19 protein-coding genes and 1 other RNA gene are annotated in these 24309 nt (G+C 40.1%); 13 read left to right on the top strand and 7 right to left on the bottom strand.

Translation table 11 applies throughout. The features are described 5' to 3' along the window. Positions 1-176 precede the first annotated feature (176 nt). The 4 genes from NFR61_RS08070 to mobV all read left to right on the top strand — a co-directional run bounded on the left by NFR61_RS08070 (position 177) and on the right by mobV (position 4091). A complete protein-coding gene (locus tag NFR61_RS08070) occupies positions 177-479 on the top strand; it encodes a DUF3853 family protein (protein WP_251622789.1) in 303 nt (100 codons plus the stop codon). Positions 480-482: 3 nt separating this feature from the next. Next, entirely contained in the window at positions 483-1535 is a 1053-nt protein-coding gene (locus NFR61_RS08065) for an AAA family ATPase (RefSeq protein ID WP_251622787.1), read from the top strand. 168 nt (positions 1536-1703) lie between these two features. Beyond that, positions 1704-2588 carry a toprim domain-containing protein gene (locus NFR61_RS08060; RefSeq protein WP_251622785.1) on the top strand — a complete coding sequence of 295 codons (885 nt, stop codon included), beginning with the start codon at positions 1704-1706 and terminating at the stop codon, positions 2586-2588. 180 nt (positions 2589-2768) lie between these two features. Then, complete coding sequence (gene mobV / locus NFR61_RS08055; RefSeq protein ID WP_251622782.1) at positions 2769-4091, top strand: MobV family relaxase; 1323 nt, start codon at positions 2769-2771, stop codon at positions 4089-4091. 30 nt (positions 4092-4121) lie between these two features. On the opposite strand, the gene NFR61_RS08050 is transcribed toward mobV, so the two are convergent. Genes NFR61_RS08050 through NFR61_RS11255 form a run of 3 tightly spaced genes read right to left on the bottom strand, consistent with a single transcriptional unit; the run spans position 4122 to position 5229 of the window. Next, positions 4122-4739 carry a hypothetical protein gene (locus tag NFR61_RS08050; protein WP_251622774.1) on the bottom strand — a complete coding sequence of 206 codons (618 nt, stop codon included), beginning with the start codon at positions 4737-4739 and terminating at the stop codon, positions 4122-4124. Then, a complete protein-coding gene (locus tag NFR61_RS08045) occupies positions 4736-5005 on the bottom strand; it encodes a hypothetical protein (protein WP_251622772.1) in 270 nt (89 codons plus the stop codon). The genes NFR61_RS08050 and NFR61_RS08045 overlap by 4 nt, the downstream gene beginning before the upstream one ends. Further along, positions 5002-5229 (bottom strand): SymE family type I addiction module toxin, encoded by a 228-nt coding sequence (locus NFR61_RS11255; RefSeq protein WP_420910115.1) that lies wholly within the window; start codon positions 5227-5229, stop codon positions 5002-5004. Before NFR61_RS11255 ends, NFR61_RS08045 begins: the two co-directional genes overlap by 4 nt. Positions 5230-5373: 144 nt before the next feature. On the opposite strand from NFR61_RS11255, the gene NFR61_RS08040 reads away from it, so the two are divergent. Further along, complete coding sequence (locus NFR61_RS08040) at positions 5374-5778, top strand: helix-turn-helix domain-containing protein (protein ID WP_251622770.1); 405 nt, start codon at positions 5374-5376, stop codon at positions 5776-5778. A 150-nt stretch (positions 5779-5928) separates the two neighbouring features. Beyond that, on the top strand, positions 5929-8445 hold the full coding sequence (locus NFR61_RS08035) for a P-loop NTPase family protein (RefSeq protein ID WP_251622768.1): 2517 nt from the start codon (positions 5929-5931) through the stop codon (positions 8443-8445). Between the two features lie 181 nt (positions 8446-8626). On the opposite strand, the gene ssrA is transcribed toward NFR61_RS08035, so the two are convergent. Together ssrA and NFR61_RS08025 are read right to left on the bottom strand one after the other, a co-directional pair. Further along, positions 8627-9024, bottom strand: a transfer-messenger RNA (tmRNA) gene (gene ssrA / locus NFR61_RS08030). 48 nt (positions 9025-9072) lie between these two features. Beyond that, the gene (locus NFR61_RS08025) at positions 9073-9642 is read right to left on the bottom strand and encodes a manganese efflux pump MntP (protein ID WP_251622765.1); all 570 of its coding nucleotides are present in this window, start codon (positions 9640-9642) and stop codon (positions 9073-9075) included. 125 nt (positions 9643-9767) lie between these two features. Here NFR61_RS08025 and NFR61_RS08020 point away from each other — a divergent pair, with 125 nt between their 5' ends. Next, positions 9768-10712, top strand: coding sequence for a GSCFA domain-containing protein (locus NFR61_RS08020; protein ID WP_251622763.1), 945 nt, complete (start codon positions 9768-9770; stop codon positions 10710-10712). 11 nt (positions 10713-10723) lie between these two features. Here NFR61_RS08020 and NFR61_RS08015 read toward each other — a convergent pair whose 3' ends face one another. Then, positions 10724-11230 (bottom strand): hypothetical protein, encoded by a 507-nt coding sequence (locus NFR61_RS08015; RefSeq protein ID WP_251622761.1) that lies wholly within the window; start codon positions 11228-11230, stop codon positions 10724-10726. A gap of 182 nt (positions 11231-11412) precedes the next feature. Between NFR61_RS08015 and NFR61_RS08010 the strand changes: the two genes are divergently transcribed. The 3 genes from NFR61_RS08010 to NFR61_RS08000 are packed head-to-tail and all read left to right on the top strand — an operon-like array spanning position 11413 to position 14085. After that, on the top strand, positions 11413-12708 hold the full coding sequence (locus NFR61_RS08010; protein ID WP_251622759.1) for an L-cysteine desulfidase family protein: 1296 nt from the start codon (positions 11413-11415) through the stop codon (positions 12706-12708). A gap of 6 nt (positions 12709-12714) precedes the next feature. Then, complete coding sequence (locus tag NFR61_RS08005; RefSeq protein WP_251622757.1) at positions 12715-13344, top strand: TatD family hydrolase; 630 nt, start codon at positions 12715-12717, stop codon at positions 13342-13344. Between the two features lie 15 nt (positions 13345-13359). Next, positions 13360-14085, top strand: a complete 726-nt coding sequence (locus NFR61_RS08000) for a tRNA threonylcarbamoyladenosine dehydratase (protein WP_251622745.1) — start codon at positions 13360-13362, stop codon at positions 14083-14085. Positions 14086-14121: 36 nt separating this feature from the next. On the opposite strand, the gene NFR61_RS07995 is transcribed toward NFR61_RS08000, so the two are convergent. Continuing rightward, entirely contained in the window at positions 14122-14442 is a 321-nt protein-coding gene (locus NFR61_RS07995) for a DUF3276 family protein (protein WP_420910114.1), read from the bottom strand. Positions 14443-14693: 251 nt separating this feature from the next. Here NFR61_RS07995 and trpS point away from each other — a divergent pair, with 251 nt between their 5' ends. The 3 genes from trpS to sov all read left to right on the top strand — a co-directional run bounded on the left by trpS (position 14694) and on the right by sov (position 23643). Next, the gene (gene trpS / locus NFR61_RS07990; RefSeq protein WP_251622741.1) at positions 14694-15677 is read left to right on the top strand and encodes a tryptophan--tRNA ligase; all 984 of its coding nucleotides are present in this window, start codon (positions 14694-14696) and stop codon (positions 15675-15677) included. A gap of 22 nt (positions 15678-15699) precedes the next feature. Continuing rightward, positions 15700-16278, top strand: a complete 579-nt coding sequence (ruvA, locus tag NFR61_RS07985) for a Holliday junction branch migration protein RuvA (RefSeq protein ID WP_251622732.1) — start codon at positions 15700-15702, stop codon at positions 16276-16278. A 102-nt stretch (positions 16279-16380) separates the two neighbouring features. Then, on the top strand, positions 16381-23643 hold the full coding sequence (gene sov, locus NFR61_RS07980) for a T9SS outer membrane translocon Sov/SprA (RefSeq protein ID WP_251622719.1): 7263 nt from the start codon (positions 16381-16383) through the stop codon (positions 23641-23643). The last annotated feature ends 666 nt before the right edge of the window (positions 23644-24309 follow it).

The raw sequence follows: 24309 nt of genomic DNA, 5'->3' as shown, positions 1-24309 counted from the left end.
TTTTTTCTACGTTCGTATTACGAAATCGTAATAGAGCATATCTCTGTATATCATTAACTATCAGGATGTAGTTTTGTAATAAACTACGATTCTACTTCTTACTCCAGTCATGAGCCTACATTTGCGTTACCGATTGACTGCGCAGCAATCGAAAGTATAACACAAATGTATAAGTTATGAATATTACTGACCTGAAAGAGAAACCATTGTGGCAAATGACAGGGGAAGAATTTCTTTTCCTTCAGCAGAACGCAGGGCAACCGACAGTACAGCCTCCATTGAAACCGGACACATCTAAAAAATATGTTTACGGTATTTGTGGAATTGCAAAACTATTCGGTTGCAGTATGCCGACCGCCAACCGTATCAAACAAAGCGGAAAAATCGACAAAGCTATTACACAAATCGGACGCAAAATCATTGTTGATGCAGAACTTGCCATTGAGTTAGCTAGACGCAAAACAGGGGGCAGAAGATAAGCCATGAAAGAGAAAGAAAAGACCGAGCCTGAAATAGATGTAACTGAATTATGGCAACAAGCCCGTCTGTTAATAACCGATAAGGTGAAAATACCGCCCATCGTTTTGCGGGTGGATGAATCCATTATCGGAACGTTAGGCAATTTCAGTGCATCTACCGGAAAGGCAAAAAGCAAGAAAACATTTAATATCTGTACCATTGTAGCAGCAGCTTTGACCAATGGTACGGTATTAAATTACAGGGCTTCGTTTCCTGACGGAAAACGTAGAATCCTGTATATCGACACCGAACAAAGCCCTTTTCATTGTAAACGGGTACTGAAACGTATGTTGCTATTGGCAGATTTACCACCAACCGTACAGCCTGAAACGCTTGAATTTCTTTCACTCCGCAGGTATGCCCCTAAAATCCGTTTGGCTATCATTGAAAAAGCCATTTATCAGACGGACGGTTTAGGGTTGGTTATTATTGACGGTGTACGGGATTTAGCTTACGACATCAACAGTCCAAGCGAAGCAACTGACCTGATTACAAAACTGATGCAGTGGACGGATGAAAGGCAGATTCATATTCATACGGTTTTGCACCTGAATAAAGGGGACGATAACACACGCGGACATTTGGGGACAGAATTAAACAACAAAGCCGAAACGATTCTACAGGTGACGAAAGATGAGTTTGATAAAAATATCAGCTCGGTAAGCGCTATGTGCATCCGGGATATAGATTTTGAGTCGTTTGCTTTCCGTATCAATGCAGACGGTTTACCCGAATTGGTGGAGGACTACCAGCCTAAACAATCCGGAGCGGTGAAAAGTTTTGACTACCAAGAAGTCCCGGAAGAAAAGCACCGCGAAGCATTGGAAAGCCTTTTTGCAAATGGGGAAACGTTTACTTATACGCTGCTTATTCCGAAACTCAAAAACGCTTATTCTGTTTTAGGTTATTCTTTCGGCACGAACAAGGCAAAGCTGCTGAAAACCTTCCTCACCAATAAGCGGATGATTTTGAAAGAGGGCAAGGTTTATCGGTATAACCCCGGTTATCATTACTGATGGAGGAAAGAAGGTTTAGTTTAGAACGGGTATATATATTATAAACCATACTAAACCATTTTTCTATTCTCTTATCCGATTTGGTTTAACCTTAACCCCGAACCGCTATTGTATGCCGTTAGTTTTTCTGACGGTGAAAGAAAAAAGAACTTGATTAAAACAAATAACATGGACACAAAAAGATTAAATCAATTATCTATCAAACAATATCTTGCAAATAACAAAATCACCCCTGTAAAGGATAAAGGTCATTATGGCATGTACCATTCTCCGTTTCGGGCTGACCATAACGCCAGTATGAAAGTGGATTATGATAAAAACCTTTGGATTGATTACGGAACCGGAGAGGGCGGAACAATGATAGATTTTGTAATGAGGTTGGAAGCATGCTCCTTTTCAGAAGCTATTTATCGATTGGAACAAATCTCAGCTGGAATGGCGTCTTTTTCTTTTCACGGGAATAATCTTCTTCCCAAAGAAGAAAAACCGGGCATGATAATAAACAAAGTACAATCTATTACAAACCCTGTTTTGATAACTTACTTGAACGAAAGAAAAATCAATCTTGGAGTGGCAAGGCAGCAATGCAAAGAAATCTGTTATTCAGTTAATGGGAAACCTTATTTTGCGTTAGGATTTCCGAACAATTCGGGTGGTTATGAATTAAGAAACCGTTATTTTAAAGGTTGTACTTCAAAAGATATTACAGGTATAAAGGTTGGTGGTAATGCCTGTTTGGTTTTTGAGGGTTTTATGGATGCCCTTTCTTTTCTGACCATGAAGAGAATAAACCAATTCCGGCAAAATGTGGTGGTTCTTAATTCAGTTGCCAATTTGCCGAAAGCAGAAACCTATCTCCGGTCGCAGAAGAAAGTTTATACTTTCCTTGATAATGATGAAGCAGGGCGGCAAGCCACGGAAAAACTGAAAATCGTATGCAAATCTTTATCAGACCAATCTGGTCTTTATGCAAAATATAAAGATTTGAACGCTTATTTGTGCGGTGAATTTTTCAACCAGAAAAAGTACCAAAGCAGAGGATTAAAGCGGTAATTATTACATCGGGAGTGAACGGACTTTTTAAAAAAGTCATAGCTTATTAGGGCATTTTCCTGACGCTCCGTTTCACTCCCGCTAAAAATGCCCCAATAAGCCAAGGGGATTATCCCCTTTGGAAACCCCGGTGGCACTTAATGTGCTATTGGAATCACAAACCCTCAAAATCAATGACCTATGGGATATGCAGTCCTACACATGGAAAAAACAGCCGGGACGGATAGTGGGATGTCCGCCCACATAGAACGTACCACTTCCCCCAAAAATGCAGATTCATCGCGTACACCTTTGAACCGTGAATTAATTTGTTTCCCCAAAGGAGTAAAAAACCGGACGGAAGCCATACAACACCGTTTGGATACCGCAGGTTTAACCCGTAAAATCGGGAAAAACCAAGTTCGAGCCATTCGCGTTTTGCTTACAGGTAGTCCGCAGGATATGAAATTGATTGAACAGAACGGACGACTAAATAAATGGTGTGATGATAATTTGGAATGGTTGCGGGAGACTTTCGGAAAAGAAAACATCGTTTCAGCCGTTTTGCACATGGACGAAACAACACCCCACATTCACGCAACTCTTGTGCCAATTGTTACAGGAGAAAGGCGGAAAGCTAAGGTGGCGCAGCAGCAGAACGGAAAGAAAAAATACAAAAAGAAAAATCCTGGAAACACCCGTCTCTGTGCGGATGATGTCATGAACCGAATAAAATTGAAACAATATCAGGACAGCTATGCAGCAAAAATGCAGGACTACGGATTGGAAAGAGGAATAGAAGGTTCAGAAGCCCGGCATATGGCAACATCACAATATTATCGGGAACTTTTAAATCAATCCAACAGCATTCAGGAAAATATAGGTATTTTATTGCAAGACAAAGAGCAGGCAGAAAAAGAGCTGTCTAAAATCAAGGGAGAAATCAAATCCCAAAATCTGAAAAGTACACTTGTAAATGCAGCCAGTTCGGCAGCCGAGGGACTCGGTTCATTGTTGGGCAGTCAGAAAATGAAACGTCAGCAACAGGAAATAGACCGCCTTGCCTCTGAAAACAGAGGATTAAAAGAAGAAATAAAACTATTAAACCGGACTATTCAGACCAATGAAACGGAGCACCGCAAAGCTCTTGATAGGTTAAAGGACGAGCTTAAAAAGATATATGATTTGTTTCCGGTAATCCGGGAATTTCTCCGGGTTGAAAAACTTTGCAGGCTGATAGGATTTGGCGAAGCAGCGACTAAAAAGCTGCTTGCTTTTAAGCCCCTGAAATTTGATGGTAAAATATATTCACCTGAATTTAAAAGACACTTTCAAACCGAACAATCCATTGCCCAAGTGGAGAAACACCCCCAAAGGGAGGGAGAACTCCGGCTCACTATTGACGGTCTGAATGATTCGGATTGGTTCAGAAAGAAACGGAATGAAGGATTACAGGCTTTGGGTATAAAACTATTTAAAACCCCATTGAAAGACCCGAATAAAAAACAAGAGATGAAACTATAAATTGAAATAACGGGGCTCAACAAATCCCCGTTATTTTTTTCTATCCGGATAATTTAAAAGGTCTTCTATTTTCTTCTGCAATTCGGAAAGTTCTTGTCGGGACATATCCCATATTGTGCCGTTTTCAGTAGATAAACCGTACTCACATTGGGGGTGGGATATTTTGTCCGTAACCCATACCCTACGAAAAAGATAAGGCGAATGTTCGCAGGGGTGTATCAGACAATCGTCGATTGCAGTGTCAATAATTTCAACGGGGGAAATTTTTGATTCTTCAGTTGCAGGGTGTTCGCTTCCGGCATCTTTTTCCGGCAGACCTTCCGAATGAATCAGAAAAGAACGGAGCATGAAATAGAGGTTTATAAAGTCTTTATCCGAAATGTTAGTGAGGGAATCATCACCGACATGGATAGCGTATTCCGTTTGGAAATCACGGGTAAGGCTGTCAAAACAAGTATCTTTTGCAATGAATATTGTGTTAGGGGAAGGGGGAGCCGGATTTGTCATGGCGGAGGCTACCGGAATCTCTTTTTCTTTTTCACAGAAATTATGAATCAGCTGATAAATGTTTTCCAATTGCTGGGCAGAAATATTTTTCATAAAATGCCTGCTAATCCGGATGTTATAATTTTTTTCTTTTGTTGTCATGATATTGCGTTTGATGAGTTGTTTCCTTCTTTCAGTTCATTCAGTGTTTCTTCATAGGTGGATGTGCAGATGTCGAGGAAACGGAGGAAAGTTCTCTGATTGGATGGAGTGTCATTTTCCCAGTTGCGGTCGGCGATTTCCGGCATATCCAATACGGATTCCACATGCGCAACTTCCAGTAGGTCGAACAAATCGTCGAGTGGATAACGTTTAAGCTGTTCAATCAGCGAAACGAGATAAGCTATTTTATCTGTATAGATACTCATGGTTTGTTTTGTTTTTTAGGTGTGATAATCGAACGATTTTCAGATATGCAGACTTTTATTTTCTGGCCGATGTAAAAACCGGCTTTCTTTAACCATAGTCCACGGAGTCGGATAAAAGGAACAAGAATTGAACTGCCATTGGTAAGCAGACGGTTTTCCTCTGTAATAGTAAAAGTCCTTGTTTGAATGTTTGTCTTGCTTTTATTTTTTATGTTACTTTGCATAAGATTGATTTTTCAGCAAAGTAGGGGAGATTTAGGGAGGTATCTTACAACGGAAGGTTGTAAAATACAATGTAGGTGATTGTAAATAACAACAAAAGTGTATCTTTACAGATGTTTTACTTTGTCAAATTTTAAAAACTGAATATGATGAATACTGATACAGTAGCTATGCCCAGAGTACATCAAGGAAGAAATGTCAAACGTTTCAGAGATGTTCTTGGGGTAAAACAGGAAACGCTTGCTGCTGAATTGAATATGACGCAACAAGCATTTTCTAAATTGGAACAAAAAGAGGTGATTGATGAAAAGATATTGATTAAAGTAGCGGAGGCTTTGCATATTCCAGTAGAAGCACTTAAGAATATGACTGATGAAGCAGCGGTAAATATTGTTGCAAATACTTTTAATAGTCATGATACGTCCACTTCTATAAGCTATTATCCTACTTTTAATCCAATAGACAAAGTCATTGAACTTTATGAACGTATGCTTAAAAACGAACAGGAAAAAGTTCGTTTATTACAGGAGGCATTGAGGGATAAAAAGTAAATAGCAAATTTATATTAAGGATGATTTTAAAGGAAGCAAGATTTAAGCTTCCTTTTTTATATAGAATATTATGCGGATAATCAATTTAAGATTAATGAATCAATTGTTAGTATTTGTGTTGATTATTTTTTAATTAATTGAGAATAAATTATGAATTGTGATAATGCCTTATTAAAACTTGAAGAGTTTATTCAAAAATATGATTCTTATAAAGCACTTGATTTGTCTGAATCAGATACTCGATCAAAAATAATAGATACTTTGTTTATTGACATACTTGGATGGTCCGAGGAGAATATTACTAGAGAAGGACATGTAGATTCTGGTTTTTTTGATTATAAAGTATCACTGGCAGGCTTCAATGTAATTGTGGAGGCTAAAAAACAATTTAATGAATTTATTTTGCCAACAACGGCAAGAAGACGAACTAAACTTAATACATTATACGCTGAAAATAAGGAGGTAATAGATCAAATTAGGTCATATTTAACTGACATTGGATGCGATATAGGAATAATTACAAATGGTAAGCAATTTATTATTGCTAAATTTGTCAATAATAATGGAGAGTCTTGGAAGAATAATGACAGTGTGATTTATCGCAGTGTTGATGATATTAAAGAGCATTTTATTGAATTTTGGAATAATCTATCTAAAGAAAGTATTATTGAAAATGGAGGAATTAAATCACTGATTAAAGCTCAGATTAATTTTTCAAAGACAATATTATCAACAATTCTTGAAAAAGATAACGAGATTACAAGAAATGATATTGGTTCGAAAATAGTTCCAATCATCAATAATGTTTTTGGAGAAATTTATAAAGTTGATAGTTCGGAAGATGATATTGCATTTATTAAAGAATGTTTTGTTGAAAACAAGGAAGTAATTAAGAATAAGGTTGAATTAAATGGTCTATTTAGTGATGATGCTCCTGCTTTTGGTACAGTAATTAAAGCAAAAAACTATAAAAGTATTGTCAATCAAATAGATGGTGAAATAAATTCAGAAACAACAATAACACCAAGGCTACCAACACCAAGACCTGTTATTATTATTGGATCAAAAGGTGCTGGCAAAACGACCTTTATTAACTATTTATTTAAGAATGATTTATCTAATAATGGGCTATCTGATCATCCATATATTTATGTCAATTTAATGAAATACTACAATGGAACTTCTGAAATTGACTTTAGGAATATAGCTAAAGATTTAATTAATCAATTAAATGAAAATTATCCTGATTTTGGGATAAATAGCTTAAAGGTTTTAAAAAGAATTTATATCAAAGAGATTAATGAAAAAGATAAAGGTCCGTGGAATTATTTTAAAGAAAATGAAGATGCAAAATACCATGAAAAATTAGCCGAATTTATTGAATCTAAGACGCTTGATTTTCAAGAACATTTAGAAGCAATAAATTTATATTTTACAAGAGAGATTCATAAAAGGTTGATTATTATCTTCGATAATGCAGATCAATTATCAGATGAAATACAAGAAAAGGTGTTCCTTTACGCTTGTTCTTTAAATACTAAAGCAAAATTTGGAACCTTTATTTCTTTACGAGAAGGATATTATTACAAATGGAGAAATCAAACTCCTTTTAATGCGTTTGAGAGTAATGTGTATCATATTTCAGCTCCAGATTATGGTATGGTATTGGCTAAGCGAATAGAATATGCAATAAGTTTAATAAAAAACAATAAAGATAATTTATACACAGGGGTTAGTGGTGAGTATGGAGGTAAGAAAATTAATATAGACTCAACTAAAATAGAAGAGTTTTTTGAAGGTATAAAAGGGTCTTTATTTGGAGTGCAAAATAGTCCTGTACTTGAATTTATTCGTTACTACACTTTCCCTAATATAAGAGAGGGATTAAGGTTGTTTAGAACATTTTTAACGTCTGGATATACTGATGTGTCTGAATATGTTTTGAGAGTGTTATTTAATCAAAAATACAATCAGAATATATCAATTCCAATACATGAATTTGTCAAAACCATAGCTTTAGAAAATAAACTTTATTATAATCACCAATCTAGCAATATTCAAAATATATTTTATCCGATACCTGGTAGTAAAGATTATTTTATAAAATATTGGATATTAAAGAGATTTGGAGATCAACTTTCCTTAGAGGGTAATATAAGTAAATTTATTGAGTATAGTTCGTTTATCGATGAATTTTGTGAATATGGCTATAAGAAGGATGCGCTAAATCAAGAGTTAGAATTTTTATTATCTAATGGAATGATTGATGCGGATACTGTATTGTCTGATATAAAATGGGCTCAATTACCCAAAGATAATTTTAGTCTTACTATAACATCAAAAGGATTATACTATATAGCACATCTAATTAATACATTTTCTTATATAGACTTAATAGCTCAAGACACTCCAATTTTTGATAAAGATAAGTTTGAATTGATAAGATCAGTCTTTCCATTGTGTGATAAAAATTCCAAAAGAAATATGAATGAACGACTAAAATTTGTCGAAACGTTTATTGAGTATTTAAGTTCACTAGAACAAACTCTTTGTCCAAATATTCTTATCAAAAAATATGGCGGTGTTATATCAAGCATAAGGGCTAATGGGTTAATTGCAAATATGGAGCATATAAAAGAAAAGATAGCAAGGGCGAACTCTATTTAGAAATATTTCGAGGCTATTACAAAAGTTGTAGCACCCCTTTTAATTGCTTCCTACAAGAGTCGAAGTGGAGTAACCGTAAACTCAATGAACTGGGTGTATAATTTAAAACATACACCCAATTCTATAAATCTGGGTGTGAAATTGGGTGTAATATTTATAAAATACTGAAAATCAGTATTGATTGTGGAGCAGCAGGGAGTCGAACCCTGGTCCAAACATGGAATCAATATGCTTTCTACATGCTTAGCTTTTTATTGATTTTCGACGAAGGTCCGGAAAAAAGCACCCAAGCCGTCGCTTAGCTTCTGAATTTTCGCCTTTCGTCTGAAGCTGACTCAGACTAACCTTACATTGACTGCACCCCGTATGCCGGCCGGGATAAGGTGGAACCACCGGCGGGATGTCTTGTCTCCGCTCCTTGAGCAGAGATTAAGCCCCATCTACTGTGCTTCGATTAGGCAGCAAGAGCGTAATTTTCTTCGCCAATTAAAATTTTGTGTCCGGGATTTACGGGCCGTTTCACTGCTCCCGACATGCTTACATACCTATTCTTCATGCTGTCAAAGCCATGTCTACCCCTTTTAGATATGTGTTACAAAGATAAGAAATGATTGGGAACTGATAAAATTAAAAGAGAGAAATATTTGTTAGAGTATGTTCCAAAAGGATTTTAAATCCAATGGCAATAAGAATGATACCCCCGAGAAATTCTACATTTAATTTTTGATTCTTTCCTAAACGGATACCGCAATATATACCGGAAAGGGATAGAATAAAAGTCGTTAAGGCAATAATTAATGAGGGAAGAAAGATGTCATTCTTCAGGAAAGCCAGGCCGATACCGACGGCAAGGGCATCAATACTTGTTGCTATCCCGAGGGCAAGCAACGTCTTGTTGGAAAGGGAGGATAAAGAAGAATCTTTTTTATGTAAAGATTCGTAAATCATTTTTCCGCCTAAATAAGTCAATAATAAAAAAGCAATCCAATGATCGAAATCTTGTATATAATTGCTGAATCTGAAACCTAAGCACCATCCTAGAAGAGCCATGCCTCCTTGAAAGGCTCCCATGATAAAAGCTATTTTTAAAGAAGTGAGTGTGCAAGACTTTTTCATGAGGATGCCGCTGCTGATAGATACAGCCAAACTATCCATCGACAGACCAATGGCGATTAAAAAAATAGAAAAATAACCCATGCTGGAAATTTGTTGCAATAATAGAGGTTTTAATTGATTTATGAAAATCCGGAGAGAAAAAGGAGAATAGAATAGGGGATTTTTTATCTTTGAAACATAAGAAAAAATGAAAAATACCTAAAACGATGTGGCAGACTTTGGTAACTATAGAAAAACCGGATTTTGTACTGGATTATGCCTCTCGCATGATGCTTGTCGGTTCTTGTTTTGCAGAAAATATGGGGAACAAACTACGTGAAAATCGTTTTGCCGTAGATATCAATCCTTGTGGAATAGCATATAATCCCGAATCGGTAGCTCAGACGGTAAAACGTTTGATTGAAAATCGGCTGGTGACGGAAAACGAACTGATATGGAATAAAGGAAAGTGGGTGAGTTTGTTTCATCACGGAAGTTTCTCTGCTGTAGACAAGGAGGAGTGTCTGGAACGGATAAATAAGCGGATACGACAAGGAGCGGAGCAACTTAAAAATGCGGATTTGTTGATGCTTACGTGGGGAACTTCCTGGGTATATCGTTATAAAGCTACCGGAAATATTGTTTCCAATTGTCATCGTTTTCCTGCGGATGAATTTGAACGCTATCGGTTGTCTGTTTCCGAAATTACGGAGACATATGATTGTCTGTTAAAACAGTTGAAACAATTTAATCCAGCATTGAAAGTTCTTTTTACGATAAGTCCTATCCGGCATTGGAAAGACGGTGCACACGGCAATCAATTGAGTAAATCCGTCTTGTTGTTGGCAATAGATGAATTGTTGCAACGTTGGCAGGGGGTGTATTATTTCCCTTCTTATGAGATCGTATTGGACGAGTTAAGGGATTATCGTTTTTATGCCGATGATATGTTACATATATCAGAGACGACGGTTGAATATCTCTGGACAAGGTTTAAGGAAACTTTTCTTTCTTCGGAGGCACTTCTGGTGATGAAGCGGATTGAGTATATAAATAAAGGATTAGGCCATCGGCCTTTTGATGAAACAAATCAAGACTATGTGGCTTTTCAAAACCGTTTGTTGGATGAATTAGAACAATTGAGAAGCAAGTATCCGTTAATCACACGATAATAGATTGAAATTTATTCCTCTTCGCTTCTGCTTTTTTGTGTTAATCTGTCTAAATCGTTGAGTGGAATTTCTGTTTTTACCGGATAGCAGGAAGGGTATTTACGGCGTATTCTTTTCAATACCGGAATACAGTCCAAGCGATTACGGAAATTGCCTACCCGAATCTTAAAATCCGGGTCAAAATAATTTAAATAAGCAGGAATACCGGGGAAAGCATCTTCAAAATTCTCTTTTAAGACCTGTAGTTTTTCGATGGAATGGTCATACGAACTGCCTGAAAAGATTTGGATGCGGTAACCGACCACATATCCGGTTTCTTTATTAATAGTTGTCCGCAGATTTATAAGTTCGTTTATTGCCGGAATTCCTTTGATTTTTACAGAACCGTTTTGTGGGCAATTTTGATTTAATTCCTCGAAAATATTAAGGTGTTGGAAATACACGGTCGTGTCTGCTTCTTGGGCATTCACTATATGGAGGCAACTTAACGTTAGAATGAGTACTAATATCAGTCTCATAAGCTCTTTAATCTTAGCATATTTGAATCGCTTGCAAAGATAAAATAAAAAATGGGAATGAGCATGCAGAGCCCGAAAGGAGTTTTGACAGTTATATGGTGAAAAAATGTTAATAAGACTGCATGACAATAAATATATGGGGAAAACGCATAAATTTGTTAAATCAAAAATTAATGTAAAGAATGATGTATCAGGTTACGAATGAGCAAATTATTAATATACTGAAACAAGAGTCAGTTCCGGCATTGGGGTGTACGGAGCCGGTCGCTTGTGCATTGGCTTGTGCTCGTTGTAGGGAAGAATTGGAAGGTGTGCCGGAAAAAGTAGAAGTGTTGGTAAGCGGGAATATTTATAAAAATGGTATGGGCGTGGGAATTCCCGGAACGGGAATGACCGGATTGCCGATAGCTGCAGCCTTGGGGGTTATATGTGGAAAAAGTTGCTATGGCTTGGAAGTTTTAAAAGACGTCTCGGAGGGAAACAATCTGGATTTGGCAAAAGAGCTTTTGGAGAGGCATGCCATAACGGTGAAAATGAAGACAAATGTAGAGGACAAACTCTATGCAGAGGCAATTTGCCAAAGAGGGGAGGATGTGGTGAGAACCGTTATTATTCATGCCCACACAAACATCGTATTAGTTGAAAAGAATGGGAATGTTTTAGTAAATAGGGAATATCAGGTTGCAACAGGCAAAAAACAGTATCGTCCGGAATTGAGTGTGGCGAGAATTTGGAAATTTATTCAGGAGATAGATGTAAATGAAATTGAGTTTGTACTGGAAGGGGCGGAAATGAATAAAGCGATTTCCAATGAAGGATTAAAGGGGGCTTATGGATTGCAAATAGGTAAAACATTGCAGGAAAGTATAGCAAAAGGCTTATTGGAGGATGATTTGTTGAATAACGCCTTAATTCGGGCAACGGCAGCTTCCGATGCACGGATGGACGGTTGTGCCAAACCGGTTATGACTAATTCGGGGAGTGGAAATCAAGGAATTACGGTAATATTGCCAGTAGTGGCGGCTGCGGAGCGTTTCGGTTCAACGAGGGAGCAATTGATTCGGGCATTGGCTTTAAGTAATCTGGTTGCCGCTCATATTCATTATTATTTGGGACATTTATCCGCTTTATGCGGGATATTGATAGCGGGAATGGGGTCGGCTTCGGCGATAACCTATTTGATGGGAGGAAGTTATGAACAAGTCGTTAATACCATCAAAACGATGTGCTCAAATTTGACAGGAATGGTGTGTGATGGGGCAAAACAGGGATGTGCCTTGAAAGTCTATTCCGGGGTATCGGCGGCAGTACAGGCAGCGCTTCTTTCCATGCGGGGAATAAAAACGAATAATGACGGAATTGTGGAAGACGATATCGAAAAAACAATTCGTAATGTCGGGTTGATAGGAACTGCGGGAATGGAACAAACGGATCGCACTATTTTGGACATCATGACGAAAAAAGGGATGGAAAACTGACGAGGAATGGATTATGTGAATATACATACGCATAAACAGGGGGAGGGAATATATGTGTTGGATATTAGCCTGGGAGGAAATGCAGCTGCGGGGAAATTGTGTTCTTTGGGAATACATCCCATGTTTGTGGAACAAGGGGTGGAAATAGAATGCCTGGAGGAAAAAGCGGCGGCACGCGAAATTCAGGCAGTGGGAGAGTCCGGGTTTGATAGAAATTCAGGCACCGATATGGAGGTGCAACAGCGGTTATTTGAAAAACAAGTCGAAATCTCTGAAAAGTATACGTTGCCTCTTATTATTCATTGTGTCAGGGCATTTCCTGAATTAATCGCTGTATACAAGGAAAAACGTCCCCGTCAGCCCTGGATTATTCATGGGTACGACAATAATAGCGATATACTTGCCCGGCTATTGCGTCATGGTTTCTATATTTCGGTAGGAAAAAAATTAGTACTGCCTCATTCCAATATTCGTCAGTTATTGCCTTTAATACCTCTTGAACAGCTTTTTATAGAGACGGATGACTCCGATTTACGGATAGATACGCTTTATGAAGAAGTCGCGAAGTTAAGAGGGGTATCTCTTGATATGCTGAAAGAGCGGATTTATGAGAACTTTAAAAAGGTTTTCGGATAAATAAAACATTTTGCAATGGAACACTGGTTAGACAGGACGGAATTATTGGTTGGAGCGGAAGGGTTGGAGAGATTGCGCAAAGCGCATATCTTAGTGGCGGGGCTTGGTGGTGTGGGGGCTTATGCAGCCGAACAGCTTTGTCGGGCTGGCATTGGGGAGATGACAATTGTAGACGGGGACGTGGTGGAGGCCACGAATAAGAATCGCCAGTTACCCGCTTTGGACAGCACCATGGGACTGCCTAAAGCGGAAATTATGGCGGCGCGTTTCCGGGACATCAATTCGGAATTGAAATTGCATGTAATCAACGATTTTATTCGGGATGAGGAGATGATACAGGTGCTGGAACGGGCACCATACGATTATGTTGTAGATGCGATAGACACGTTGGCGCCCAAATTATTCTTGATTTACCACAGTTTGCACAAACAGTTGCCTATTGTAAGTTCTATGGGGTCGGGAGGAAAGTTTGATCCCTCAAAAATAGAAATAGCCGATATATCCAAAAGTTACAATTGTACTTTAGCCAGGATGTTGCGTAAAAGACTGCACAAATTGGGAATATACCGGGGAGTGAAAGTTGTTTTTTCATCCGAATTTACAGAACCCAGTTCGGTTGTCTTGGCGGAAAGTCGTAATAAAAAATCCAATGTGGGCACAATTTCTTACATGCCTCCTCTTTTCGGGTGTTTTATAGCTTCTGTTGTAATCCGGGATTTGATAAATAAAAAAGATGCCTGACATTAATCAGGCATCTTTCTTTTAAAAGTCTTTGGTTTAGATTTGGTCAAAATCTACATCAAAATCGTTTCTCTTATGTTCGCTTTGGCTTTGAGCGGGTATTTCGCCGCCTAAGACAGCTTTGATATAAGCTACTGCGTCTTCCAAGCCTTCGCTGAATTTTTCAAAGTCTTCTTTGTATAAAAAGATTTTGTGCTTCTCAAAATTTTGTGTCCCGTTATCATCGAATTTTTTCTTGCTTTCGGTGATTGTTAGGTAATAATCATTGTTACGGGTCGCTTTCACATCGAAAAAATAAGTTCTTTTCCCTGCTCTTACTGCTTTAGAATAAATCTCTTCCCGGTCAATCGTTTCCATACCATCTTTTTTTTCGTATCCTTCCATTGTTAGCTAAAAAATTATAATTAGACTTTTCGGCTCAAAAGTAGAAAAAAAGATAATAATAATAACAAATTTTGAGAATAATTTACTGTTGGACACAAAGAAAGGTATTTTTTATCCTTTTTTATGACGATAACTGTTAAATATGCAATATAAATAGGGAATCTATATTATCGGTTTTAAATAAAACGTTATATTTGTCTACTAAAATCATAAAAGATAAAAAGATGGAAACTGTCGTCAGTGGGATTAGACCTACGGGAAATTTACACTTAGGGAACTATTTTGGTGCGGTTAAGAATTTTTTACGTTTACAAGATGAATATAAATGCTTTTTCTTTATAGCCGATTGGCACTCATTGACAACTCATCCGAAGCCGGGAGATGTCACGGCCAATGTGCGTAAGATTTTGGCAGAATACCTGGCTTGCGGGATAAATCCCGACAAAGCGGCGGTATATGTGCAGAGCGATGTAAAAGAAATATTGGAACTCTATCTGTTCCTGAATATGAATGCTTATCTGGGAGAATTGCAGCGTGTGACTTCATTCAAGGAAAAAGCGAGAAAACAACCGGAGAATGTCAATGCGGGATTACTGACTTATCCTACCTTGATGGCGGCTGATATAATTATTCATAAGGCCAACAAAGTACCGGTAGGAAAAGATCAGGAGCAAAATATGGAAATGGCGCGCAAATTCGCACGTCGGTTTAATATGATTTACGGTGTGGATTTGTTTCCGGAACCGGAGTCTTATCATTTCACGGCCGAAGCTGTGAAAGTACCGGGACTGGACGGCTCGGGGAAAATGGGCAAGTCCGAAGGGAATGCCATTTATCTCATTGATGATGCTGCAACCATTCGCAAAAAAGTAATGAAAGCGGTAACCGACAGTGGGCCGGTAGAGCCGAACAGTGTAAAACCGGAAGCCATTGAGAACCTGTTTACCATGCTGAAAATAGTTTCTTCACAGGACACGTACGATTATTTCAATGAGAAATACAACAACTGTGAAATTCGCTATGGGGATTTGAAAAAGCAATTGGCGGAGGATATTATTCAATTTACCTCACCGATTCGGGAGCGTATCTTGGAAATCTCGGCGGATACTGATTACATGGATAAAGTAGTGGCTGTGGGTGCGGAAAAAGCAAGGGAGAGTGCGGCGGCAACAATGAAGGAAGTGCGGAAAATCATCGGATTTAAATAAAAAAAGAAGGAATAAAAGCGATATGTACGAATATATCAAAGGAAGAGTAGTAGAGGCAACACCTACCTATGTGGTGGTAGATTGCGGGGGTGTGGGGTATTACATCAATATATCCGTGAATACATATTCCCAGATAAACACGCAATCGGAAGTATGTTTATATGTTCACTTTATCGTACGGGAGGATGCCCATTTGTTATATGGATTTTACAGTAAAGAGGAACGACTGTTGTTCAGACAGTTGATTTCCGTATCGGGTGTGGGGGCGAATACGGCGGGTGTGATGTTGAGTTCCATGACGACATCTGAAATAATAAATGCTATTGTTTCGGAAAATGTAAATGCGATAAAAAGCGTGAAAGGCATTGGATTGAAAACCGCCCAGCGGGTGATTATCGAGTTGAAAGACAAAGTGGGAACGGCGGGAGTCAGTGGAGAACAACTATTTACAGCCAATACGATAAGGGATGAGGCATTGGCGGCTTTGGTCATGTTGGGATTTGCAAAAGTGCAGGTATCCAAAGTACTGGATAAAATCATTGCGGGAGGGGAAGGAACCACTGTAGAGGAATTGATAAAATTGGCGTTGAAACAATTATAGACATTGGGTTAAAAACCTAATTGAAAATTAGTGTGGCGTATGTGGAAATTGGGATTGTTATTTTTTATAATAACAAGTGTATGTAATGTTTCAGGAAAGTGCATGACTTTCCTGGATGGGGGGGATACCCTACGTTTACCTATAAAAGAAAATCGGGATAATGCTGTTCGGGAGGACGTTCCGCCCTCGCCGTTGTTCTTGAAAAATCCGGCTAATATACGAGATACGGTTATATATAATCCCTTGACCAAGCGTTATGTGGTCATGACGCTGATAGGGGACAAATACTACTATGCCCGTCCTTATTCCATGTCCTCCGAAGACTATTTGCATTCTATGGATAAAGCCTCTTTGTATGAATATAACCATAAAATGCGGGAAGAGGGAGACAAAACAAATTTCAAAGATTTAGTATCTCAGGTACAGTTTTTGGATAAAATATTGACCCCCATCTTCGGTCTGAACAAAGTAAAAATCAATGTACAGGGGTCGGTGGAATTGACATTGGGGCTAAAGACCAATAAAGTGGAAAACCCGACGTTGCCTATTGATTTGCGCAAAACGACCACCGTTGATTTCGACGAAAAAATTCAGTTTAACGTTAATGGAAATATAGGAGACCTCATAAATTTGGATTGGAACTATAATACCGATGCCACTTTCGATTTTGAGAACATGTTGAAGTTGAATTACGAGGGGAAAGAAGATGACATAGTCAAAAAGGTGGAGGCAGGTAACGTATCTTTGCCGTTGCCGGGAACTTTGATAACCGGAGGGCAGAATCTATGGGGATTCCGGACAGATTTGCAATTCGGAAAACTTTCCGTTTCCTCTATATTCACGCAGCAAAAAAGCGAATCGAATGTCGTGCAACTGGATAAAGGAGCCGAAAAGCAGGAGTTTGAGGTTTTGGCATCCTCCTATGAAGCAAATAAGCACTTCTTCTTGTCGAAATATTTTCGGGACAACTACGATGCGGCACTTTCCAGATTACCGATTATAAACAGCGGCGTAACCATTACTAAAATTGAAGTTTGGGTAACCAATAAATCTGCCCGGTTTGAGCAGGCGCGAAATATCGTTGCCTTTGTCGATTTGGGAGAAAATTTTGCCAATATCTCGAATCCGATGTGGAGGGGAGGGGCCGGCACTTATCCGGATAATTCCGCCAACACGCTTTACGATAGAATGAATGGCTCTTATGCTGCCATTCGGGATATAAATCAGGTAACCGGTACGTTTGCTCCGTTATCTTCCTCGTTTTCTTCCGGAAAAGATTACGAAAAAGTAGAAAATGCACGCTTGCTGGATCCGTCGGAATACATACTGAATGAGAGATTAGGATACATCTCCTTAAATCAGGCGTTAAACTCCGATGAGGTATTGGCAGTGGCTTATGAATACACGGTTCGGGGTGAAATATATACCGTCGGCGAATTGACTTCCGGGGCATTGGCGGCGCCTTCCACTCTGTTTGTGAAGATGCTGCGAAGCACTATGCAGGGGCCGAATCTGCCCACTTGGGACTTGATGATGAAAAACGTGTATAACATCGGGAGTTACAACCTGAGCTCCGATGACTTTGTCCTGGACGTACTTTATCAGAATGATAAAGCGGGTACAAAAGTAAACTATCTGCCTGCGGGGGAAATCAATAACAAAATACTGCTTTCGGTATTAAACCTGGATAACTTGAATTCACAGCAGGATGCTATTCCGGACGGCCGCTTTGACTACCTCGAAGGAGTGACGGTTTATTCCAACCGGGGACGTATCATTTTTCCGGTATTGGAACCTTTCGGCTCTTATCTGCAAAAGAAAATCAATAATGACGGGGTGGCCTCCCAATACGTTTTTCAGGAATTGTATGACCAGACGCAAAGTGATGCCGAAAAAAAATCGGAAAAGAATAAATTTTATCTCAAAGGAAGTTACAAATCCTCCTCTTCTGCTGAAATATCTTTGGGCGGGGGAGATATACCGCAGGGTTCCGTACAAGTATTGGCGGGAGGGGTGGAATTGGTGGAGAATATCGATTATCTCGTAGACTATACAATGGGAACGGTAAAGATTCTCAACCAGGCATTGCTGGAAGCGGGAACGCCGATAACCATAAAAAGCGAGAATCGCTCCATGTTCGGTATGCAGACAAAAACCTTGATAGGTACGCATTTGGACTATAAATTCAATGACAAGTTCAATTTAGGGGCGACCCTCATGCACATGAGCGAAAAGCCCTTGACTCATAAAGTAAACATCGGGGAAGAGCCTATTTCCAATACGATATGGGGATTAAACGCTTCTTACAACACGGAATCGGGATTTTTAACGACACTGATAGACAAATTGCCTTTTATCGACACCAAAGTAAAATCTCACTTTACAGTGGATGCCGAATTTGCTCAATTTCAGCCGGGAACAAACAGCGGGGCGGGAGGAAATGCCTATATCGATGATTTTGAAGGTAGTAAGATCGCTATAGATATGAAATCGGTGACGGCTTGGAAATTGGCTTCCGTGCCGCAATCCGACAACTCTTCGACGGACGAATTTCCGGAATGGAAAGAAGAAGGCCTTTTGGGTGGATACAACAGGGCAAAACTGGCGTGGTATGTGGTGGATCCCATGTTTTACAGAATGTCCACGGCAACGCCCGGACACATTCGGGCGGATAAAGAACAGCGCTCCAACCATTTTGTCCGGGAAATACGTCAGACCGAAATCTTCCCGGACAAAGACATTGCGGTGGGAGAAGTAAACATTGTGCCCGCCTTGTCACTGGCATACTATCCGGAAGAAAAAGGACAATACAACTTTGATGTGGAACCGTCGAAATTTTCTGCGGGAATCAACAGGGAAGGAAAATTGAATAATCCGGAAACCCGTTGGGGAGGTATGATGCGTGCTGTCCAGACGAATGATTTTGAAGCGGCTAATGTTCAATACATTGAAATGTGGGTAATGGATCCTTTTGTATACAATCCCGACCACAAAGGAGGGTATGTATATTTTGATTTGGGAAGCGTATCCGAAGATATATTGAAAGATGGACGGAAAGCCTTTGAGAACGGTTTGCCTACGTCCTCAACGGCTACCAATATAGATACGACCCAATGGGGACGAGTGCCCAGTGTTCAGTCGGTAACCAATGGCTTTGACAATAACAACCAGGCACGCCGCTTTCAGGATGTTGGACTGGACGGGGTGGGCAGTGAGGACGAACGTTCTTTCTTCTCCGGTTATCTGGATAGAATCAGGAACCTTTACGGAGAGGGGACGAAAGCATACGCGGATGCATTCCAAGACCCGTCAAGCGATGATTATCATTTTTTTCGGGGTTCGGATTATGACGCTCGCGAAGTGCCCATATTGGAAAGGTACAAGAAATATAACAATACGGAAGGCAACTCGCCGACGGCGGACATGTCTCCCGAATCTTACACGACGGCGGCTACTTCCATTCCTGATGTGGAAGATATAAACGGGGACAACACCCTGAACGAAACGGAGGCCTATTTCCGGTACAAATTGAGACTGCATCCCAATGAAATGGAAGTCGGCAAGAACTTTATAAACAACATCACCACAGCTTCTGTCGTTTTGCCTAACGGAAACACAGAAGAAGTAAAATGGTATCAGATAAAAATCCCCATCAACACCTCCGAAAAGATAGCGGTGAACGGAATCAGCGATTTTAAATCGATACGTTTCATGCGTGTGATATTCAAAGGATTTCAGGACAGCGTGATACTGCGTATGGCCAGTTTGGACTTGGTGCGTGATAATTGGAGAAAATATGAAGACATAGTAGACAAGGATGAAATGGGTGTTACGGAAGACCCCAATACCGTCTTTGATATATCTGTCGTAAACCTGGAGGAGAACGCCACCAAAACACCGGTAAACTACGTCATGCCTCCGGGAATAAAAAGAGTAGTGGATGCTACCAATCCGCAGGTCAGGGAATTGAATGAGCAGGCCATGGCGTTGAAAGTAACCGATTTGAATGAAAACGATGCGCGGGCGGTATATAAAAATGTATCGTTGGACATATTGAGGTACAAAACCTTGCAGATGGATGTACATGCAGAAGCGATACCGGGCTATACCCTGTATGATAAGGACATGACACTGTTCTTGCGAATGGGAAGTGATAATGTCAATAACTATTACGAATACGAATTGCCTTTGACCTTGACTCCGTCCGGTTTTTATCTGGATGACGAACAGGGACGTCTGGCGGTTTGGCCTGCTGTCAATAAACTGAAACTTCCCCTGCGTTTATTGCAGGAGCTGAAATTGAAGAGAAACACGGACATGCGCAGCAACAGCGGCGGGGTGGACTATTCGACCATATACGAAATGGCTGTGGCGGAACTGGATGCCGATGCAGATGCCGACATATTGACGCATACGCTGAAAGTGAAAGGAAAACCCAGTTTGGGAGAGATACGGACAATTATGATTGGTATCCGGAATAAACGGGGAACCGGCAGACGTTCTGTAGAAGTATGGGTGAACGAATTACGCTTATCGGACTTTGATAACAAAGGAGGGTGGGCGGCAAACGTCCGGATGATGGCAAAACTGGCGGACGTGGCTACCATGACATTGGCGGGTAGCAGAATGACGCCCGGTTTCGGAAGCATAGAGCAACACGCCAGTGAAATATCACGGGAAGATTATCGCTCTATCGATTTCTCGGCCAATGTCGAGTTCGGAAAATTTTTCCCGCAGAACTGGCGTTTGAGAATACCGATGTATTACGCCTATTCCCGGCAGAAAAGACTGCCGGAGTATGACCCGCTCGATTCCGATATTCCTTTGGATATAGCATTGAAAAATGCGGAAAACAAACGGGTACGGGATTCGATAAAACGGAATGCGGAAGAATACTCCATGCGTAAAAGTCTCAATTTTACCAATGTAGGCTTTGAAAGCAAAGACGGAAAATCGCACCTGTTTGATTTATCCAACCTGACACTCACATTCTCTTACAACAAAGCGGAATCGCATGATGTTAATACGGAACTGGATTTACAAAAGGACTACCGGGGACTGGTTAGCTACATCTACAACGGTATGCCGAAAATTGTAGAGCCGTTTAAAAAATGGAAATCTTTAAATTCCCCCTTCTTACGGTTGATAAAAGATTTCAATTTTTATTACATGCCTTCGATGTTGTCGGTAACATCCGATATCACCCGCAACTACCGGGAAATTGTGTCAAAAAATCTGGACAATCCGGATTTACTGATATTGCCTACCATTGACAAGGACTTTATGTGGAATAGGGATTACTCCTTTAAATACAATCTGACCCGTAACTTGAGAGTCGATTTTCGGGCAACCGTACAGTCCCGTATCGACGAGCCGGAAGGAATTGTTGACCGTCAGCGCTTCAGGGAAGAATATGACCGGTGGAAGGATACCGTGTGGAACAATATTCTGGACGGCGGACGCCCCGTGAATTACAATCATGACCTTAGTGTGGACTACACCGTGCCCATAAATAAATTGCCGGGATTGGACTGGACAAATCTGCGTACCATGTATGCCACCCGTTATGACTGGCAGGCGGGAGCGATAACCAAAGACTCCACCGAATTGGGAAATACAATCCGGAACGCCAACTCATTGCAATTGGACGGTGGTGTATCCTTGACATCGTTATACAACAAATCGAAATTCCTGCGGAGCATCACTCGGCCTCCGCGTCCTACGAAAGGAAAATCCGTCCATTACGATACGGAAGTAAACAAAGTCAAAAAAGGACGTTCCTTTGTCGTTCAGCATAAACTGAAAACGAGTGATATACGTGTAAAAGTAACCAATGCGGAGGGAAAACAGGTAAAAGTCGGTTATGAAACGGTAGGACGGAACAAAGTAAGGATAAACTCGACGGAAAACATCGATGAAGCGAAAATCGCCATTACGGGAAACGAAAGGTCGTACGAAAGTGTCTTGGGAAAAATGGGACGTCTCTTTATGGGAGTTGTGACCGGAATAAAAAATGTAAGGGTATCTTATGCCGAAGATCGTAGCACCACCTTGCCGGGATTCTTACCCGAAGCCCGCTGGTTGGGACAGGAAAGTTACGATGGACGCTCGGCGCCCGGATTCCGTTTCCTTTTCGGAGGACAGAGTGAGAAATTCGGTATCCGTTCCGCGCAAAAAGGATGGCTGACAAGAGACTCCGCCCTGAACAGCCCGTATCAGATGAGTTTTTCGCAAAATATTTATGTTTCCGCCATCTTTGAGCCCTTTAAGAATTTCAGGGTCGATTTGACTTCTAGTCGTACCCGTGCCCGGAATATGGAGGAATACTTATACTATGACGGAGGACAATTTACCGAGAACAACAAAACATATTCCGGCAATTACAGCATGACCATGATAGGACTTAATTCCGCCTTCTATAAAGTGGGAAATGACTTGGAATCATCGGCGGCTGTATATCGTAAATTCTTGGAAAAAAGGAAAGATGTTTCAAGAGACCTAGCCAAGAAAAGATGGGGAGACCGTTACAGCCAGGAAGAATTTGTCATCCGTGATAAGAGCGGCAATCCGACAGGCTACTACAAGGGTTATGGGGAAACCTCGCAGGAAGTATTAATCGGAGCCTTTAACAGAGCTTACGGGGTTGGTGACCACGAAGGGTTAATCCCTAAAATACTGGCCATGCGTCCCAATTGGAGAATTACTTACAACGGATTGATGGAAATACCGTTCATGAAGAAAGTATTCCGTTCATTCAGTTTGAATCATGCTTATCGTTGTAAATACAACATCGGCTCCTTCACGACCAACATGAAATACGATGCGGGAGTGGACGGATATACGGAACTGTTCGATGCGCAGGAAAACTGGTTGAGCCAATATGACGTAAACAGCGTCTCCATTAATGAAGAATTGAATCCGTTGGTCAGTATGGATATGACGTGGGTAAACAACCTGACAACCCGTTTCAGCGTTATTCGGCGTCGGGATGTTACCTTGGGATTAGTCAGTGCTTTGGTAACGGAAAACTCCAGCAACGAATTAGTCATTGGTGCGGGCTACCGTTTCGGGAACTTGCCGATATTCTTCAAAAACAAACAATTGGATAACGACATCAATATACAGTGTGACTTTTCGCTTCGCAGAAACAACACAATCATTCGGCGTATCTCGGAACAAGTGGACCAATTGACGGCAGGGCAGGAAGTCATGAGTATAAAAGTATCGGCGGACTATACCTTTAATAACCGGTTGAATTTGCGTTTATTCTATGACAGAGTAATCAACACGCCTTACGTCTCCTTATCATTCCCGACAACGAACACTAATTTTGGTGTAAGCGTCCGTTTTTCTTTAACCCAATAACAGAAATACGGCAATCCGGGCAGGTGCGATTAACCTCTTTGATTTTTCATCATAAAATCGTGCATTTTTTCGGCTAATAAATCTCCCTTTTTAAAAACCTATCATTTTTATCTCAAAAACGATAGGTTTTTGGCATGAAAATGATAGGTTTTTTATACGAAAACGATAGGTTTTCTCAAAAGGGGTATTTAGTACGGTTGCAATGCAGGGGGAAGACAGGTGGTACGGAGTTGGTTCAGCGGATACCCAGCCAATCACAGGAGAATTTTATAAGAAAGTACTATTCGACGTTGTCTTAACTTTCCCACTTTTAAACTTTTTTCTATATTTGTCCTGTTGTGGCAGAGAGACCTGCCGTAATTGAAATATTATTTTGAAGCGTTTAGTTTTATCCTTTACGAGAAAACGACCAATTTTTAATATCGAAGGATAAGCAGTATAAACGTTCATGCTTGCCGTATATACATATTATATACCCGGTCAAGCGTGGGTAACTGTTTATTTCGATATGGGTGCTTGGTCGTACCTCTCGTAAGATAAACTGAAGTTCCCACGCTTTCTTTTTGTTATAAACCCACCTTTCCGGGGACTTTCAAGGTGCTAAGTAATTTCTTGATATGAAAAAATTAATCAAGTGTGCCGGAATGCGGTATTTACGGAGGTCAT

Source organism: Odoribacter lunatus (assembly GCF_943193135.1).
GTDB lineage: Bacteria > Bacteroidota > Bacteroidia > Bacteroidales > Marinifilaceae > Culturomica > Culturomica lunata.
The sequence above is the reverse complement of the archived record's forward strand: the minus strand, read 5'-3'. Positions and strand labels throughout refer to the sequence as shown.